At 35.9% G+C, this 18924-nt stretch carries 15 protein-coding genes and 2 pseudogenes; 3 read left to right on the top strand and 14 right to left on the bottom strand.

The window, feature by feature from the left end; genetic code table 11:
* The 3 genes and pseudogenes from J576_RS20100 to J576_RS15625 all read right to left on the bottom strand — a co-directional run.
* Positions 1 to 164, bottom strand: a pseudogene (locus J576_RS20100) (IS3 family transposase); the annotation flags it as partial.
* An 87-nt stretch (positions 165 to 251) separates the two neighbouring features.
* Positions 252 to 1136 (bottom strand): annotated as a pseudogene (locus J576_RS15630) (SulP family inorganic anion transporter); the annotation flags it as partial.
* A 246-nt stretch (positions 1137 to 1382) separates the two neighbouring features.
* Positions 1383 to 2012: an SOS response-associated peptidase family protein gene (locus tag J576_RS15625; RefSeq protein WP_002050691.1), complete on the bottom strand. Its 630-nt coding sequence runs from the start codon at positions 2010 to 2012 to the stop codon at positions 1383 to 1385.
* A 367-nt stretch (positions 2013 to 2379) separates the two neighbouring features.
* On the opposite strand from J576_RS15625, the gene J576_RS15620 reads away from it, so the two are divergent.
* Positions 2380 to 3822, top strand: a complete 1443-nt coding sequence (locus J576_RS15620; RefSeq protein WP_002050622.1) for a glucose/sorbosone family PQQ-dependent dehydrogenase — start codon at positions 2380 to 2382, stop codon at positions 3820 to 3822.
* Positions 3823 to 3874: 52 nt separating this feature from the next.
* Here J576_RS15620 and J576_RS15615 read toward each other — a convergent pair whose 3' ends face one another.
* The 4 genes from J576_RS15615 to J576_RS15600 form a co-directional block, all read right to left on the bottom strand.
* Entirely contained in the window at positions 3875 to 4318 is a 444-nt protein-coding gene (locus tag J576_RS15615; protein ID WP_002050707.1) for a universal stress protein, read from the bottom strand.
* A gap of 134 nt (positions 4319 to 4452) precedes the next feature.
* Positions 4453 to 6546, bottom strand: a complete 2094-nt coding sequence (locus tag J576_RS15610) for a GGDEF domain-containing protein (RefSeq protein WP_002050650.1) — start codon at positions 6544 to 6546, stop codon at positions 4453 to 4455.
* Positions 6547 to 7156: 610 nt separating this feature from the next.
* The gene (locus J576_RS15605) at positions 7157 to 7372 is read right to left on the bottom strand and encodes a hypothetical protein (protein ID WP_002050718.1); all 216 of its coding nucleotides are present in this window, start codon (positions 7370 to 7372) and stop codon (positions 7157 to 7159) included.
* A gap of 186 nt (positions 7373 to 7558) precedes the next feature.
* Positions 7559 to 8023 (bottom strand): MarR family winged helix-turn-helix transcriptional regulator, encoded by a 465-nt coding sequence (locus tag J576_RS15600; protein ID WP_002050629.1) that lies wholly within the window; start codon positions 8021 to 8023, stop codon positions 7559 to 7561.
* 629 nt (positions 8024 to 8652) lie between these two features.
* On the opposite strand from J576_RS15600, the gene J576_RS15595 reads away from it, so the two are divergent.
* Positions 8653 to 9159, top strand: a complete 507-nt coding sequence (locus tag J576_RS15595) for a peptidase associated/transthyretin-like domain-containing protein (RefSeq protein ID WP_002050653.1) — start codon at positions 8653 to 8655, stop codon at positions 9157 to 9159.
* Positions 9160 to 9192: 33 nt separating this feature from the next.
* Here the strand turns inward: J576_RS15595 and J576_RS15590 are convergent, their stop codons facing one another.
* The 4 genes from J576_RS15590 to J576_RS15575 form a co-directional block, all read right to left on the bottom strand.
* The gene (locus J576_RS15590; RefSeq protein ID WP_002050641.1) at positions 9193 to 10911 is read right to left on the bottom strand and encodes a fructose-specific PTS transporter subunit EIIC; all 1719 of its coding nucleotides are present in this window, start codon (positions 10909 to 10911) and stop codon (positions 9193 to 9195) included.
* On the bottom strand, positions 10898 to 11845 hold the full coding sequence (gene pfkB, locus J576_RS15585; RefSeq protein WP_002050672.1) for a 1-phosphofructokinase: 948 nt from the start codon (positions 11843 to 11845) through the stop codon (positions 10898 to 10900). Before pfkB ends, J576_RS15590 begins: the two co-directional genes overlap by 14 nt.
* Positions 11846 to 11859: 14 nt before the next feature.
* On the bottom strand, positions 11860 to 14718 hold the full coding sequence (gene ptsP / locus J576_RS15580; RefSeq protein WP_002050614.1) for a phosphoenolpyruvate--protein phosphotransferase: 2859 nt from the start codon (positions 14716 to 14718) through the stop codon (positions 11860 to 11862).
* Between the two features lie 222 nt (positions 14719 to 14940).
* Positions 14941 to 15801, bottom strand: a complete 861-nt coding sequence (locus J576_RS15575) for an alpha/beta hydrolase family protein (protein ID WP_002050699.1) — start codon at positions 15799 to 15801, stop codon at positions 14941 to 14943.
* Between the two features lie 137 nt (positions 15802 to 15938).
* Between J576_RS15575 and J576_RS15570 the strand changes: the two genes are divergently transcribed.
* Positions 15939 to 16394 carry a hypothetical protein gene (locus tag J576_RS15570; RefSeq protein WP_002050667.1) on the top strand — a complete coding sequence of 152 codons (456 nt, stop codon included), beginning with the start codon at positions 15939 to 15941 and terminating at the stop codon, positions 16392 to 16394.
* Between the two features lie 39 nt (positions 16395 to 16433).
* Here the strand turns inward: J576_RS15570 and J576_RS15565 are convergent, their stop codons facing one another.
* The 3 genes from J576_RS15565 to brnQ all read right to left on the bottom strand — a co-directional run bounded on the left by J576_RS15565 (position 16434) and on the right by brnQ (position 18845).
* The gene (locus J576_RS15565; RefSeq protein WP_031951149.1) at positions 16434 to 16673 is read right to left on the bottom strand and encodes a hypothetical protein; all 240 of its coding nucleotides are present in this window, start codon (positions 16671 to 16673) and stop codon (positions 16434 to 16436) included.
* Between the two features lie 258 nt (positions 16674 to 16931).
* Complete coding sequence (locus J576_RS15560) at positions 16932 to 17351, bottom strand: GlcG/HbpS family heme-binding protein (RefSeq protein WP_002050687.1); 420 nt, start codon at positions 17349 to 17351, stop codon at positions 16932 to 16934.
* Positions 17352 to 17543: 192 nt separating this feature from the next.
* Positions 17544 to 18845 (bottom strand): branched-chain amino acid transport system II carrier protein, encoded by a 1302-nt coding sequence (gene brnQ, locus J576_RS15555; RefSeq protein WP_002050637.1) that lies wholly within the window; start codon positions 18843 to 18845, stop codon positions 17544 to 17546.
* Between the last annotated feature and the right edge of the window lie 79 nt (positions 18846 to 18924).

Genomic DNA, 18924 nt, shown 5'->3' with positions numbered 1-18924 from the left:
TGCGAGGAAGCTGAAATCAGTTGATTTTTCCAGTCGATAATTTGGTTTTGATGAACATCAAATTCAGCACTCAATTCAGCAAGTGTTTTTTCTGCTTTAATCGCAGCAAGTGCTACCTTAGCTTTAAAATCATTTGAATGATTTCTTCTTGGTCTACGTGCCATAAAATACTCCATATATTGATGTTTATAACATCATTTGGGGAGCAAAATATCACTTATAAGTGTTGTTCAAATTTCCTGATCCACCTCTAAGCGTGTACGGCCACCTGATTTAACATTAATCATTGATTGTCCAATCATTGCACATCCAGCCATCCCACCCATAAAACCCGAGGCAATATTGGCAATACCTTGACCTTTACATTCCTTAAATTTATTACTCGGGCTATCCGTCATTTCATCAACAATTGTGGCTGTCATCATCGACTCAAGTAAGCCAACTGCAGCTAACGCTAATGAATAAGGAAGAATGATAAGAAGGGTATCTAGATTAAGAGGAATATTTGGAATTAAAAAAATAGGTAGAGTATTTGGTAGTGCTCCCATATCGCCAACTGTTCGCACATCAATGCCTAAAAAGAGGGTAAGTAATGTGACTATAACAATACATATAAGGGGAGATGGAAAAAATTTTCCAAGCTTTGGTACATAGGGAAATAGATAAATAATTGCTAAACCAATAGCGACTAATAGATAGACGTACCAACTTACATTGATTAACTCTGGTAGCTGGGCCATAAAAATGAGTATGGCGAGAGCATTTACAAAACCAATCACAACCGATTTAGAGACAAAGCGCATGAGTTTAGCAAGCTTAAGATATCCCACTATAATTTGTATGACACCCGTCAAAATAGTAGCTGCGAATAAATACTGAAGACCATGTTCTTTCACTAGGGTCGTCATGACTAAGGCCATAGCACCTGTTGCTGCCGAAATCATGGCAGGGCGGCCACCTACAAAAGAAATAATAACCGCAATACAAAAAGATGCATATAAACCAATTTGGGGATCTACACCCGCAATAATTGAAAAGGCAATCGCCTCTGGAATTAAAGCCAGACCAACAACAAGCCCAGAAAGAATATCTGCACGGACATTAGAGAACCATTGTTCTCGAAGATTCGTTAACATGGAAATAGCCTAGAATTTTAAATTTTAGAAAGGCTAGTGATGTGATATACCAACACACAAGCGACTACACCACATCACTAGACAGTGATGAGTTATTTACAAAAGAGAAGGGTAAATAAACTTAAGGTGGCGTAAGTGTCATGGATAATGAAAATTTGAAGTTTTAAAGAGGTGCGAAGGATAACATAAGTTATTAAGCGGAGCCATTTAAGCTTGCTACTTTCACTTATCAGGCATCTAACTATTTTATGATTTGTTCATCTCAGCTTTAGGCAAAGACGTAAATTCATTTAATGGCATATCTAGGAAAAAGTCAGAGGCTTCATCATGCTTGCAATTTAACCAATCATTTCTAAGATCTTCAGGTATCACAATAATTGAACGTTTTTCATCATCTGGTTTATGGAACTGTTTCATAAAAGAATGTCGATCTGCATTGATTGTTAATAATGACATTGTTCTAACTTTCTGCTCATCAATTATGGTTTCTTCATAAATTGCTGCAAGTGTAAATGGCTTTCCATCTTGACGGAATATGCCATACCAATGAGCTTTACCATTGATATATTTAGGTTCATAAATAGCTTCAACAGGTATAAGTGCGAATTGATCGTGTGACCACGCATGCTTAAAGGAACGTTTTTGTTCAACCGTTTCAGTCCTCGCATTATAAGTTGCGTATTTAAAAGTTATTTCTTTTGCATATGGAGGTAGCATACCAAATTTAACTTTTCTCCATTCCCATTCATTTTGTTGAGATAAGATCATTGGACACTCATCGCTTGGATAGACATCCGAGTTGTAGTCAAAGGTAGGTTCAAATAAGCCTAATTGATGAGCATGAGCTTTCTTAAGGGGTTTAAAATTTGCACACATAACTAAACCTGATTTCTGATTTAATGCTTAAGTCCTAGCTTGGAACTTTTGGCTTTGTGTTATGTATATTTTTATAGTTTGAATTGTTTGTTTCAGTATTAATTTTTACTTTTCAATTACTTTAACAAAGATTTTCTGCGGATTAGTCGTTTTAAAAAATAAATGAATTATTGGTAGGGGGGGAACCATAGGGCATTTCTAAGATATTCATTCGTTTTGAATAGCTACTTTTATGCAACAGAGCCTTTCAGAAATTTGGATTTTAATAAATATGCTATTCATCATAATACAAAAGATATAGGGAACGCATACAAATCAAACGTTTTTAGTGTGGGTTAACTCTTTAAAAAATTTATAAGGTGGAATTATGAATAAACATTTATTAGCGAAGATCACTCTTTTAGGTGCTGCACAACTATTTACCTTTAATACGGCATTTGCGGATATTCCTCTTACCCCAGCACAATTTGCTAAAGCAAAAACACAAAATTTTGATAAAAAAGTTATTCTGTCTAACTTGAATAAACCTCATGCTTTGTTATGGGGACCAGACAATCAGATTTGGTTAACCGAGCGTGCGACTGGTAAAATTTTGAGAGTAAATCCTGAGTCTGGTAGCGCAAAAACCGTTTTTCAGGTTCCTGAAATTGTAAATGATGCTGATGGTCAAAATGGTTTATTAGGTTTTGCTTTTCATCCTGACTTTAAACATAACCCTTATATCTATATTTCGGGCACTTTTAAAAATCCAAAATCTACAGATAAAGAATTACCTAACCAAACGATTATCCGTAGATATACCTATAACAAAACAACAGATACATTTGAAAAACCTGTCGATTTGATTGCTGGCTTGCCATCATCGAAAGACCATCAGTCTGGTCGTCTCGTCATTGGTCCAGACCAAAAAATCTATTATACGATTGGTGACCAAGGCCGAAATCAACTGGCTTATTTGTTTTTACCAAATCAGGCGCAGCATACCCCAACTCAGCAAGAGCTGAACAGTAAAGACTATCATACCTATATGGGCAAGGTATTGCGCTTAAATTTGGATGGAAGTATTCCTAAAGATAATCCGAGCTTTAATGGGGTAGTTAGCCATATTTATACTTTAGGGCATCGTAATCCACAAGGTTTAGCATTTGCTCCGAATGGAAAGCTTTTACAATCTGAGCAAGGGCCAAATTCTGATGATGAAATTAATCTCATTTTAAAAGGTGGGAACTATGGTTGGCCAAATGTAGCTGGATATAAAGACGATAGTGGCTATGCCTATGCCAACTATTCGGCTGCAACCAATAAATCTCAAATTAAAGATTTGGGCCAAAATGGGGTAAAAGTAGCTGAAGGTGTTCCCGTGACTAAAGAGTCTGAATGGACTGGGAAAAACTTTGTAGCACCTTTGAAAACGTTGTATACCGTACAAGATACCTATAACTACAATGATCCAACTTGTGGTGATATGACTTATGTCTGCTGGCCAACGGTTGCACCGTCATCGGCATATGTATATACGGGAGGGAAAAAGGCGATTCCAGGATGGGAAAATACATTATTGGTACCATCTTTAAAACGTGGGGTAATTTTCCGTATTAAGCTAGATCCGACATATAGTGCAACTTTGGATGATGCTATCCCGATGTTTAAAAGCAATAACCGTTATCGTGACGTGATTGCAAGTCCTGAGGGCAATGTCTTATATGTACTGACTGATACAGCGGGTAATGTGCAAAAAGATGATGGTTCTGTAACGCATACTTTAGAGAATCCTGGTTCTCTCATTAAATTTACCTATAACGGAAAGTAGTTTATGTAAAAACCCAGCTCTATAGCTGGGTTTTTTTGAACTTTAAATTTATCTATTCGGTTACGACCAATACGGGTACATGGATTTCTCCTAACAGTGCTTGAGTCACACTTCCTAAGAAGAACTTTTTAAAACCTTTTCGCCCATGAGAACCAATTACTAATAAATCAGCTTTTAGCTCAGTTGCTGCTTTGATAATTTCTGTGTGAATTGTTTGACCTTCAACAATCTTTGTTTCAACAGAAATTCCGTGTTGACTAAATTGCTCTTTAGCTTGATCTAAAATGCCCTGAATCGAAGCTCTCGCTTTATTAAAGTAATCTTGCGCAATTTCTGTACTATCAATGATTTCAACTGAAATAAAAGGATCAATAGTGAGCGCATATACTAAAGTGACTTTACTGTTAAACGCTTTAGCAAGACTTGCGGCATGATTAACCGCAATAAGTGACGTAGGAGAACCATCGACTGGAACTAAAATATGGTGATAACTCATATATTGCTCCTTATTGCCTTGTGACAATATTTATTGTTGAAGAACCTAAGTTTGTTATCGTTATGGTTATATTATCGCCAATTTTATGGTTTTTATTGTGCAAAGTGAGCGACTACTTTTTGTATATATACAGATTAATTCATCGAATAATGGCTTTCTAAATAAGCCTGACCTTGTTTAAGAATAGATATAACTTGATTTGCATCTATAGCTTGTTCGAATAAAAAGCCTTGTCCAATGTTATAACCAAATTTAAGAAGTAGCTCTTCTTGTTCTACTGTTTCAATACCTTCTGCAATTAAACCGAGTGAGAGATTAGGTGCGAGTAAGCCAATTGCTTGGACAATTGCATAAATTGATGGGTCCTGTTGCATCTTTTGTATAAAGCTACAGTCGACTTTTAGACAATCAATTGGGTAGTCTCGTATATGCGTTAGAGAAGAGAATCCTGTTCCAAAATCATCCAAAGCAATGCGTACACCATGTTGCTTTAGTTTATTGAGTGCGCGAATAACATATTCAGAGCCACGGTCCCCAAGCATATGCTCGGTAACTTCTATTTCAATTAAATATGTAGGAATTTCAAGTTGATGAATTTTTTTTAGTAAACGTTCCGCGTAATTGTCTCTTAAGAACTCAACTGGTGCAGCATTTAGTGATACTGGAAGTGGCTGGAAGCCTAACTTTATCCATTTAGCCATATCATGCAAAACTTGTTGCTGCATAATTTCACCAATTTTACTGGCTAAATCATAGTCTTTAAAAGCTTCAGCAATTTGTGAAGGCAAACCTCTTTGAGCCGAAGTTGTGTGCCAACGCAGTAATGCTTCAAAGCCCACAACAGCATGCGTTTTTAAATCAACTTTAGGTTGATAGTAGGGTTGGATAGTATGGTGACGAATAAGCTGTCGAGCAATGTTAAGTTGCGAGGCGATTGCTTCGGTCAACTGCATCATACTCGGGTTATACATACGTATACCGCCACGACCTCGAGCTTTTAAGTCATGCAATGCCATGTCTGCACAGCTTAATAAGCTTGATTGATCGACAGCATCTTGCGGGTAAATGGCGCAACCAATGCTCATACCGCCGTTGAGTACATTCCCTGCATATGTAATGGGTTGATTGAGTTGTTGAAGCAATACTTCAGCAAGCTCTCGGACATCATTTTCATTTTTTAAATGGCTGACAATAACTGCGAACTCATCGCCACCTAATCGAGCGACAGAACATCGTTCATGGTCTACGCACTGATTAAAACGTTTAGACAGGATTTTTAATAAGTGATCGCCAGCACTATGACCTATGGTGTCATTAATGTGTTTAAAATGATCTAAATCAATTAAAAGTAACCCTACACTTGTTTGGTTTTCTCGTGAGTAGGCTAGGGTACGTTTTAATTGGAGCTTAAATGAGCGTCTATTAAATAATCCAGTAAGTTCATCTCTCTCACTAATACCTCTTAATCGGTTTTCAGTAAGACACTGTTGAGTGACGTTCCGAGAAACACACAATATTTGAATAATTTCGCCGTTTGTATGTTGAATTGGGGTAAGCATGTTATCCCAATATTCAGGATCTTGATTTGGTAAGCAACTCATGCCAGCGAATCGGGCCACTTTACCCTGTAAGGCTTTTTTTAAAGCAACTCTTCCGCGTTTACGAATATGCGGTGGTAAAAGATCTAACCATCGCATACCGAATTTTTTTTCATCGACAGGTACACCTAATGCAAGGCACCCTGATTTATTCATATGAGATACTGTGCCATCTGTATTTAAAACTTTAATACAATCGACGCTAATATCGAGCATTTGATTCTGTATATCGATATCTTTACGTAGGCTTTGTTGTTCTTGTATATCTTGATCAATATCTAGAAAACTAATAAACCATTCATTTTCTTGAGAAGGTTCATGATATTTCGATAATTGAATTGAAAGTTTACACCATCGATATTGATGGCTCTTATGTAAAAGACGGCATTTAAATTCAACTCTTGATTGCAGTCGTATAGCATCTAACCATTTGTTTTTAACTTCTTCTAAATCGGCAGGGTACACGAAATCTAACCATTGCTGAAACAATGGAGGAGAGGTATCGTGCCAGTACTTTGTACACTCCGTATTGCAGTATAAAATTAAGCCTTTTTCATCACTGACCCAAGTCGGTAGAGGAAACTGCTCAACAATAAAGTGCTTTTGGGTAGTGTTCGACATTGAAGTCATAACATGCCTAAAACTGCTGAAGAGTTAAACTATTTATAAACTGTATTGTAATAGTTGTGTCGTCACCACAAAAGCTATAAAAAAATAATATTTGATGTTTTTTTCGCCTTGAATAAATGTTTTTCTAAAATAAAATTGATATTACTCATGTATGCATATGTTATTTATTAACTTTTAATTTTATTAAGAGTGTAAAAAATAGAGTATTAACTTTAAAAAATTATGCTTATTTTTGTAAAAAACTTGTTAAAACAGGTGTTTATAGATCAAAAAAAGAAGAGTTTATAGAGTAATTCATAGCAAATAAAATATTTAAGTGAGCAAGAAATAAAATGACTTTAGATATTTTTGTTAGAAAAATTTATATAAAAAATCAGTTTCAATTATTAAGCGTTAATACAATAAGCACCATTAACTTTACAAAAGTAATATAAAATAAGAGCTTGCAGTAGCGTAAAATTCTTCTTGTCAAAAAGGATATATCATTCCTTTTTGTGCATTTTATAGCCTACATTTTCCCCAAGATGTAGGTTTTTTTTATGCCATAATTTTATTATTTAATTGTTTATTAACTTTTTAAATTATAAATAAAAAAAGCCATAAAGGCTTTTTATACAGTTTCTGGTTTTTTCAATTGTTCTTGAATATAGAGATTCATATAGTATTGCTCTATATAATCATCAGCATAATTATTAGCCAATGTTTTTGTTGCTACTTGTTCATGCTTAGCATAGCAGTTCGTTTCCAAGTCCTTTTCAAGTACCCACCATTGGCGATTAATACGACGCACCTGAAACTTATCACTTTTATATTTTCTTTTAGCCATTTTCCTAAAATTACAATGTAGATAATAAAAGAGAGTTTCTACTGGAGTTGAAAGAACATGTCAACAAGCATAGTGTTTAATTGGCTACTTTGTGAAATCTAGGTTCTGAGTCCTGTTCAGTAAATATAAAAAAAGCCCTCATAAGAGAGCTTGAAATCTAAACAAATTTTGCAAGTTTAAAAGAAATTAACGAGATAGATTTTTTAAAAGCATTTTCAAGCTTTCCATCATTTTTTCTAACTGTAGAGGGGTAATACCTTCAAATGATTGCTCAAGTACGACACTGGTTAGATCGTTAATTTTATTAATCATTTCAGTACCACGTTCAGTAAGATATACGCGTGTAATACGACCATCTGTTTGACAAGAATATGTTTCAACTAAACCTTCATCTTTTAAGCGATAAACAATTTTAGTTGTAGTCGACATCTTTGAAATAATCATGTCAGATAGTTCAGACACGCTAGCGTGAGGTTTACTACTTAGCGCAAGCATAATGCGTCTACGTGAGTTATCTAAGCCATATTTTTTAAGGGCATTATCAATATTTTGAACATATTGAGCATGGACCTGAGTAATCCAATAATATGGAAAATCTTCAAGAGTGAAAGATTCCGTTGTAGGTAAAAAACGCGCATACTTCTTTGTCATTGACTTTTCCCCATACCTTGGTGGATCGCATTTTATGAAACTAATTTTAATAGTTGAAAAATATAGTTTCACTAAGCAAGTTATATCAGGACTTTAAGTCATGAGCAAAATTTATATTGTTTGATTTAACAAGGACAAACTATAAATTTTGCTAATCTGATAAAACTTATTTCTTACCGTTTATTTGAACTTGGCTGCTCGCTTGTTCGTAAAATGAACGATACCTGTTTGCATGAGAATCCTAGAAAAAAAAAGTTGTTTTGAACGTGACATTTCTATAAAAATTTTTTGTCTATAAAGTCATAATTATAAAAAATCAATCCATTTAATAAAGAAATATTTAATTTAATCAATAGCTTAATTTGGTTTGAAATACTAAAAATTTACCATACATTTAATATAATTCATCTTTTAATCTAAACTATTAAAATTTATCTTAGTTAGTTAATTGAAAAATAAAAAATTTTCACTTTTCTTAGGAGTTTTGATTTTTTAACTTTTTATTATTTGTTTAACTTGAATATTAGATTAATTGTTGAACTATTAAGTTTTGCAATATTGTTGTTTTTTTGTTTGTTTTTGGTATAGTGCGCGTTTAAATGAGAAATGAAAATTTTTGCGTATTAATCATGAAAAAAATATTAATTACTTCTGTATTAGCTTTTACTTTAGGTTTAAATGGCTGTGCAAGTATTATAACTGGGTCTTCGCAAGTAGTTACCTTTACAAGTGTGCCAGAGTCAGCTTCTATTGAAATTAAAAATAGAAAAGGAAAGAAAATACATACCGGTCAAACGCCTGTTACTGTTAGTTTGAAAAAAGGAGCTGGATACTTTAAACCTGAAAAATATGAAGTAACTTTTAGTAAAGCTGGTTATCAAACTAAAACTGTAGAAGTAACAGGAACACTTAGTGGTTGGTATTTTGGTAATATTCTTTTTGGCGGCTTAATTGGAATTTTAATTGTAGATCCATTTACCGGAGCGATGTATAGATTAGCTCCAAAAGATGTCAATGCAGTTTTAGAAGCTCAGAACTTAAAAGAAGAATCTAATCAAAAGCCAACTCTTGCAGTGATATTAGCTCAAGATATTCCTGAACAAGTTATGGCACGTGCGATTCAAATTAATAAATAATTTAGGGAGAATATTAATTCTCCCTTTTATAAGCTATGCGTTCGGTAATAACTTTTCTTCTTGGTTCTTTTTAAGGATGGCATAACTTACACCCGTTGCGATGCTTCCAGCTGCAATTGCTGCTAGATATAACCAAGCATGATTGATTGCATTTGGAATCAGAAGTACAAATACACCGCCGTGTGGAGTAACAAGTTCACAGTGAAATAGAGCAACTAATGCGCCAGTTACTGCACCACCTAAAATACAAGTTGGAATAACACGCATTGGATCTTTTGCTGCAAATGGAATTGCACCTTCTGAAATAAAGCATAAACCAAGCACGAAAGCAGCTTTACCAGCATCTTTCTCACCTGTACTAAATTTATTTCTAGCAAGGAAGGTCGCAATTGCCATACCTATAGCAGGTACCATTCCACCTGCCATCGTTGCAGCCATTGGCATATAGGTATTGGTTGTAAGTAAACCAACTGTAAAAGCATAAGCTGCTTTGTTGATTGGTCCCCCTAAATCAATACACATCATACTTGCCAGAATAATTCCCATTAATACGGCATTTGTCGTGCCCATGTTGTTGAGGAAATCTTTCATTAACTCAAAAATATGCGCTACAGGTTGACCAACCACATAGAACATAATGAGTCCAACAAATAACGTTCCTAATAATGGAATAATTAAAATAGGTTTAAGAGACTCTAAGCTAGTTGGAAGCTTAACTTTTTTAGCAATAAATAACGCGATATAACCTGCAAGGAAACCAGAAACAATACCGCCTAAAAAGCCCGCTTGTAGTTGTGCTGCTAATAAACCCCCGATTAAACCGGGCGCCAGTCCAGGGCGGTCCGCAATGGAATATGCGATATAACCCGATAGCATGGGTACCATCAGTGTAAATGCTGCTGCACCAATCTGTTTTAATATGGCTGGTAGGCTGCCAGCTTGTTCAGCTGCATTCAGGCCAAAACATAAAGAAAGAGCAATTAATAAACCACCTGCAACAACCATAGGCAGCATATAAGAAACACCAGTTAATAAGTGTTTATACACACCAACTTTTTCAGTTTTATCTTTATTTTCCGTTGTAGCTTGTTGTTTACCTTGTTCTAAAACTTGTGCATTCGCAATTGCTTCGGCAAAGGCCTTATCAGTTTGTTTTAAGGCAAAGCCAGTACTGCATCGATAAACACGTTTACCTACAAAACGGTCTGTGTTGACTTCAATGTCAGTGGCAAGAATAACAATATCGGCGTCTGCAATCGATTCAGCAGATAAAATATTCTTTGCACCCACAGAACCCTGAGTTTCTACATCAATTTGGTATCCAAGTCTCTCTGCGCCTTGCTGTAAAGCTTCAGCTGCCATAAATGTATGGGCAACACCAGTTGGGCAAGCAGTAATCGCAACAAAATGAGTTGCTGTATTTGAAGCTTGCTTAGGTTTTTGATCCCACTCATTGGCTGGTTTTGAGTGTTCAAGTGCCGTTAAAAGCGCTTTGTCTGCATCATCTTTAATATCTTCAATAGAAACTAAAGTTAAAGCGTTTTGCCCAAAAATATTTAGATTTTTAGGTTGTTGTCCAATAATAATGACATGATCAAAATGATCGCTTGATTCAAACTCATCGAGTGAAATGACACTGTGTTTATAGCCGTGTTGAGTTGCGACTAAAGCAAGTTTACGAGCCAAGATTAAAGCATTGACTTGCTGTTGCGGACTATTAGTGACAAATAATAAATGTTTAGCAGTTTGCATCAGATTCACTCAATGAATTGATAATAGTTTGTGCTTTTAGTTGGTCTAGAATCTCAGGAGTAGGGATTCGAAAACCAATTTGTGTTACAGCATGGCTTGCAATGGCAGTCGCAGTTTTTAAGGTTTCTTCAGGAGGCAGTTGGTTAACAAGTCCATGGATCATGCCGGCTAAGAGTGAATCACCAGCGCCTACTGTACTTTTTACAATAACTTTTGGTGCTTGAGCATGTAAGGGGTGAGTGGCGTGTAACCAATTTACGCCATCTTCACCCATTGAGATAACCACATGCTCAATATTGGTTAAGCTATCAAAAAGTTCTCTTTGTTCAGCGTAGCTTGTTGCAGGGCGTTGATAACTTTCAACCAACTCATCTGTATTCGGTTTGATCATCCAAGGTTGACATTCAATTGCAGCAACCAGCGCTTTACCACTGGTATCTAGTGCAACTTTCTTATTATTTTTTTTGATCAGTTGAATAAGATGTTGTAACTCATCAATACTAAAACCTTGTGGGAGGCTACCAGCTATTGCAACGACCTCGACTTGTGGTAACAGAGCCTCAATCTTATTAAATAGGCTTTGTTTGTCTGTTTCAGAAACAAAGAAACCTTTGCCGTTTAAATCGGTCATCCGCCCAGACTGCTCAGCAATTTTTATATTTTGACGTGTTTCGCCATCAATATAAATAAACTCGGGTTGAAATTGAGCTTGTGCAAAATGTGTATCGAAAATTTGTCGATTATGCTCACCTAAAAAACCACTTACGATTACATCGTGACCTAAGTCTTTCAATATTTGAGCCACATTAAGGCCTTTACCAGCCGCATGAATTTCTACCGACTCTTGTCGGTTCACTTCTCCTACTAGTAACTCATTCAGTTGGATGGTTACATCAATTGCAGGGTTTAAAGTAACTGTTAAAATTTTAGCCATTACTATTCCCAATCTTATAAGTCTTGTTCAGATAGCTGGCGCACAGCAGGGGCGCTATCGCATAGTAAAGCTTGTTGCGCAAGCTTTTGAGCATGGCTATAGCTTAGTGTACGGATTTGAGCTTTTACTAAAGGAATGCTATTTGGAGACATACTCAGTTCATCTACGCCTAATCCCATGAGAATAGGTACAGCTTTCGGGTCTGCTGCAAGCTCACCACAGATTCCTACCCATTTGCCGTGTTTGTGGGCAGCTTTAACAGTTTGATCAATCAAGTTCAGAATACTTGGGTGTAACCCATCTGCTTCAGCTGAGAGTATTGGGTGGCCTCGGTCAATCGCTAAAGTATATTGAGTTAGGTCATTTGTTCCGATACTGAAAAAGTCGACTTCTTGTGCAAGAATTGGCGCAAGTAGAGCAGCAGACGGAACTTCAATCATAATGCCAACTTGTAAATTATCACATGGATGTTGAGCTCTTACTTCATCAAGAATCGCTTTTGCAGCGCGCCATTCTTCAACACGTCCAATCATTGGGAACATAATTCGTAGTGGGCGATTATCTGATGCTTTCAATAAAGCAGTTAATTGCTGCCTTAAAAGCTCAGGACGTCTTAAGGTTAAACGAATTCCTCTTAACCCTAGGAATGGATTTTCTTCCTCAGCAATTGGTAGATAAGGTAAGGGTTTGTCACCACCTACGTCTAATGTTCGTACAACAAGTGGGCGGCCAGCAAGTGCATCTAATACCACTCGGTAGTCAGCTTCTTGGACAATTTCATTAGGTGCACTGCTATGAGACATGAAAACAAGTTCGGTTCTAAGCAGACCAATCGCTTCTGCACCACATTCTACAGCTTGTGCTGTTGCTTGAACTTTACCTAAATTGGCAGCAATTTCGATTTGATGTTGATCTAAAGTAATAGCTGGCTCTTGGCTATGACGTTCGGCTTCTTCACGGATTTGACGCTGTTGTTCACGCTCTTGCTTAGCTTGTTCGATTTGAGCTGCATCTGGATTTAAAACGAAAGTACCTGTGTCACCATTAATAAGTAAAGTACTTTTTGGATCAATTTCTAAGACTTGTTCACCAGCACCAACAATAGCAGGGATGCCTAAGGCACGTGCCACAATTGCACTATGCGCACTTGCACCGCCTATAGCAGTTAAAATACCTGCAACGCGGTCTTTGTTAAGACGTGCGACATCGCTTGGTCCAACATCGTGCATGATTAGAATATATGGCTCTTTAGGCTCTTCAATAACCACTTCACCACATAACTGTGTTAAGACTCGGTCACCAATGTCACGTAAGTCTGTTGCACGTTCAGCAAGTAAACGGTCTGGTAGAGCTTCCTGTGCTTTAGCTGCAGCTTCAATATGCTCATGCCAAGCAGCAGGTGCTGATAAATTTTGGTTAATTTTTTGATATACACCATTAATCAAATCAGGATCATCAAGCATTTCTAAATGAGCTTGAAAGATTTGTTTAATTTCAGAAGCATCAGCTTTGGCAATAACTTGGTGAATATTATTTTTTACAGCATGTAATGCAATATCTAAATTTTCTTTCTCAGCTTTTACACTTAAACCCATACGTTCATATTGATAAACCTTTGGTTTAATCACATGTACTGGTCCAAAAGCTAAGCCACTTGATGCTGCAATTCCCGTATTGTTGCCCAATGTCGTAGCATTTGATATTGCAGTTTGAGCAGGAAGCTGGTTAGGTGTTTCACTGGTTACAGGTAGCGCTTCAACTTCTTCACCTAAGCCTTGCTGCACTGCCAAAATAACTTGATCTAAGGCTTCTACGGCATCGGTTTCTGGTTCTGCGATAAAACGTAGAGTTTGACCACGTTTACAACCTAAGGCTAAAAGACGCGTTAAACTTTTAGCAGAAACAAAACTACCATCGTCTACAGCAACTTGAATATCACCTTGGAAAGTTTTTGTAAGATTAACAAGGTGTGTAGCTGGTCGGGCATGTAAGCCGTGAGCATTTGCCAGTACAACTGAGCATTGAGGCCAGTCCGGAACAACTTCAGCCCCAATAATTTTTGCAATTTCATTTGGAGTTTGAGTTTTATCTAGCTCGGCAACTTGCTCAGGGTTAAATAAAATATCAATTAAACGATTAAATCTTTCGTTATCGAGTTGGTCATTGGCTGCTATACAAACGAGGGTGTTCAGCTTTTTACCATTTAGTTCTAAAGCCTGTGATGGTTTAGTAATGCTAATAGCTGGTTGCTGAACAAAATGATTGCTAGAAATGGACCAGATTTGATCTTGCAGTTGAATGGCTTGTTCTGGATCAAGTGAACTTAGAAAACCACATTTTACAAAATTATGTTTTTTTAGTGTTTGAGAGGCGGCCCAAAGTAAATCTTCGATATCTTGTGCATCGATTTCGGTTTGAATAAGATTTTCATGAAGTGCTAAAGATAATGGCTGAGCTTGTAGTAATTCAATAATCTGCTCAGGTTTAGAAGCATTTTTTACTTGTTCGCTGACGTCATGCATTAAGGCACGAGTAAGAATTTGCAAAACTTGCAAATGTTCATCAGATTTTGCTGCAATCACTACAGCTAAATAAATTTTATTTTCTCCATCCCAGATCACACCTTCGGGAAAATGGGCTAAGCGAATACCTGTTTTTAAAATATATTCACGTGATTGAGGAGTACCGTGGGGAATGGCAATGCCTTGGCCTAAATAAGTCGCGCTTTGTTGTTCACGATTGATGAGTCCCCTTATATATTCAGGCGTAACTAACCCATCTTTTTCTAATATATCTACTAGACACTTTAATGCATGTGTTTTATCAACAGCATGTTGATTCATATGAATATGTTGAGGCTCTAGTGCTAGCATAATTATCCTTGAACAATTTCTTTGGCTTTAGCTAAAACAGAAAAAAAGAAGCTGTTTGCATTAAACAAGTAAATATACCTGTTTTGACAACAGCTTCAGATGAATTACCTTAGCAGAACTTTAAATGTATATCGACGCATTTAAGTAAAAAGCTGCTCGTTTTTAATACAAAAAAACCTCTAAGCCGGATTACTGACTTAGAGGTGAAAATAAAAGCAGGGTTTAATGATTAATTTCTTGTTCTAAAATAGACCAAAGTTTTTGATGTGATTTTTTAAATAGCAGCATATGACCAATTGCTTTATAGCCTAAATCTTTTGGGCTAAGTTCAATCATTTTTTTATTTGCGTTTGGATATAAACTTAATAATTCTTGTACATTACGTTTAGTTGCAATCTCATCATCATCGGCCCAAATAGCCGTAATGGGACATTGAATATCTGAATGAAAATCATGAAAAATCGTCTTGCCTATGGCATTTTTCACATATCCAGGACGGCTACAAAACTCTCGCCATTGTTGAGCAACTTTTTTAGGTAGGTTTTCTCCCATACCAATAAATTGAGTTGCTCCATAACCTTTAACAAGACTAGAGATAGGAAAGATAATATTAAACATAACTGGTGCTAAAACCTTGGTTTTTCCTTTAAGGCCTTTAATATGTCCAGTTGAACCAGCAACCGTTATTACTTTTGCGACTTTATTATAATTAGGTACGACTCCTAGTAGTTGTCCACCAGCACTATGTCCAATAAGAATAACTTGATTTGCTTTCGTTTTTATTAATAAAGCATCAATTGCAGCAGGAATATCAAGTGTTCCCCAGTCGGTAATACTTGCGGTGCTTTGTTTTAAAGCGCCATGTAGGGACTCGCCAATACCACGAAAGTCAAAACTCAATACATCGTAGCCTTGTTGGCTTAACCATGCGGCGAAAGAGTGATAAAAGTTTTTAGTTATACCTGTTGCTGGACAAATGAGAATAGGATATTCAGTTTTCTTTTCTTGAGCAGGATAAAATTGAGCTGCAAGCTGATAACCATCTTTACAGGTAATCCAAAAAGATTCAAAAGTCTTATCCATAGATTTAAAGTTAATTGGCTAATCATTTATCTTAATGTATATGAGTTCTGAAAAGGTACTTGATTAAATTGTGACTATAAAGTCAAGATTTATGTTATATAGCTCATCAAATTTTAATAAAACGAATAAAGGAAATGATGGATTTATCGAAAGCCGTACAGTTGGCTATTGTCTTTAGTGGCGTCTTTTTATGGATAGGAATGTTAACCGGGGTATGGAAATATTGGCAAATTCGCCGTTCCGAATTAAGCCGTGTACATTATTATGTAGATATTGCACATAGAAGCAGTTTGCTTTATGCAGCAGCTACACTCATTCTAGCTGTATTGAGCTATTTCACGGTTTTAAATGAGGATATTGCTGTATGCTGTGTATTGGCAAATATACTGTTTTTTAGTTTCTCAATTTTAGTTTATATCATTCATGGGTTTTTGCAGGATACGACCAATCAGTTTAAACAACCGCATAGGTTAGGGCAGGTTAATTTGCCGACCTGGCTGATGACATTTATGATGATTGCTTTAATTATTACTGAACTGATGGCAACTGCTATTTTGGTAATGGGAACGATTTTTCTATTTTTAAATAAATAAAAAATGGATGATTGCTCATCCATTTTTGAATTCTTATTTCTATTGACTAAGTCGTCTTTTAGCTAATTTTCGCATTTTGTGGTCGACAAAGGCCCATACACAAAATACAAAAGAAACAACCATGGCATACATAAAGTATTCGGGTTTCAGATTCCCTTTAATCATACCTTGAAACAGTAGAGTCAGCATAAGAGCAAGTGTTGTTACTCCATAAACAACTGAATCTTTACTGTTCAGAGTGTTAATGAAGACTTGTTTGTTGAAATGTAATGATAACATCTCCATCCCTCCTTGTGGTTGCGCTAAAACCGAATGTTTTAGTCAAGAATAAGTTTAATGTTGTACTTGTATTTTTAGCTTAATTCAATAGTCAATTGAAAAATTTTTGAACAGTTTTATGAAAACCTCTATATTTATAAATAGTTAAGGTATAAGAAAGGTAAATATTAAATATTTTTGTATAAAATACTTAATATTTTAGAAAAGAGAAATTTTTAGATGAAAAGTGTAATAATTTCTCTTTTCTCTCAATTTACTTTAGTTGCTTTGTTTCTTTAAGAAGACATCAATTGCGTGCTGTGCAATTTCAGCATCTTCAAAAGATTGGACACCAGAAACACCAATTGCGCCTAAAATCTGGCCTTCATAAATAATCGCTTTTCCGCCTTCTAGCATACCTTTAGCACTTGGTAGACTTAAGAAACCAAGACGGCCATTTTGAAGAAGCTCTTCGTAAAATTTTGAAGGACGGCCACTCATTGATGAGCATTTAGCCTTTTCTAGGCATATATGTGTACTGAGAGGAGAGGCGCCATCTAGGCGTTTCATAAGTAATAAAGAGCTTGTTTCATCAACAATAGCTATACTGACTTTGAAGTTGTGTTCGATAGCATATTTTTGAGCTTCTTCCATTAAAAACTCTGCATCTGCTAATGTTAGATAATATTTACTTTTCATTTATGCTCTTCTTTCCTGAGTAAGCTAAAAATTATTTTAATGTAATATTACAGTAAAAATTAATTATATCTATAGTTGAATTGTCATTAAATAATTGGTGTTGGAAATAAAATGCTGGTTGGGTAAACTCAGCATTTTATTCAATATATAAAATCATGTTTGGGTAAAACTCGATTTCAAAAAAACACCAGATTAAATGCTTTTATGTTTAACTTTGTCGATAAGGGTAGTTACCGCAAGAACAACTAGAGATGGGATCAACCATGCTAAATTTTGTTCATTTAATGGTAAATGTTGAAGGAACGTAGGAAGATTATCTCCAAAACCCGCAACCTTAAGCCCATCGATAATTCCGAAAATTAAAGCAATACTTGTTACTGAACCAACAATAAAAGATGGTTTATGCCAAAATTTCCAGAAGAAACTGAGCATAATAACCACAATAGCTGGTGGATAAATTGCACTTAAAACCGGTACTGATACAGCAATGAGTTTGGTCAATCCAAGATTAGAAATAATGAAAGAGAAACCAACTAAGATAAATACTAAAAGCTTATAAGGTAACTTGGTGAGTTGAGCAAAATATTCACCACACGCACAAGTTAAACCAATTGCAGTTACCATACACGCTAAGAAAATAAGTCCAGTTAGGAATAATGAACCCATATTTCCAAAAGCATGTTGAACATAGGCATGCAGAATTACAGCACCATTTGCGGCATTTGGAGCAACTTCGTGACTACCTAAACCTAATTTAAATAAGCTTAAGTACACTAAAGTAAGACCAACACCTGAAATAAGGCTAGCAATAATTGCATATTTGGTGACTAGCTTTTTATCTGTAACACCACGCGAATAAATTGCTTGAATAATAACGATACCAAATACTAAGGCACCTAAAGTGTCCATAGTAAGATAACCATTTACGAAACCTTCCGAAACAGGAGAGTTAACGTAATGATTAATTGGAGCAGGAACGTAGCCCGCAGGAATCATAACCGCTGCAATACCTAAAATTGCTAAAGCGATAATTTTTAGAGGTGCTAGAACATGTCCAACTGTATCTAAAAGCTTGTTTGGGTATAACGAAACTAAAGTAACAAATGTAAAATAGATTGCGCTATAAATTAAAAGACTACTGCTTGATGTTCCAAAATAAGAGGAAAAACCAATTTCATAAGAAACTGTTGCAGTTCGTGGTGTAGCAAATAAAGGACCAACTGATAAATAACAGACTACTGTTAAAATCAGACTTGCGATACAGCCTAAAGGTGAACTAATGATTTCAATGGAACCCTGCATGCGAGAGAGTGCCATAATCGTAATTACGGGTAAGCCAACAGCAGTAATCAAAAAGCCTATGGCCGCTAACCATACATGATCACCAGCTTGCTGTGCGACAATGGGAGGAAAGATAATATTACCTGCCCCAATAAAGAGGGCAAAGGTCATAAAACCTAAGGCAATAATATCTCCAGTACGAAGTTGTTGCATAAATTAAATTTAACAAAAAAGAAAGAATTTTAGAGTAAAAGAGAGCATGATCAAGCGCTATTTTATGTGAAAAAGAGAT

This window comes from Acinetobacter sp. 766875, assembly GCF_000582055.1.
Classification (GTDB): Bacteria; Pseudomonadota; Gammaproteobacteria; order Pseudomonadales; family Moraxellaceae; genus Acinetobacter; species Acinetobacter nosocomialis.
This window is presented reverse-complemented; position numbering and strand designations above follow the sequence as displayed.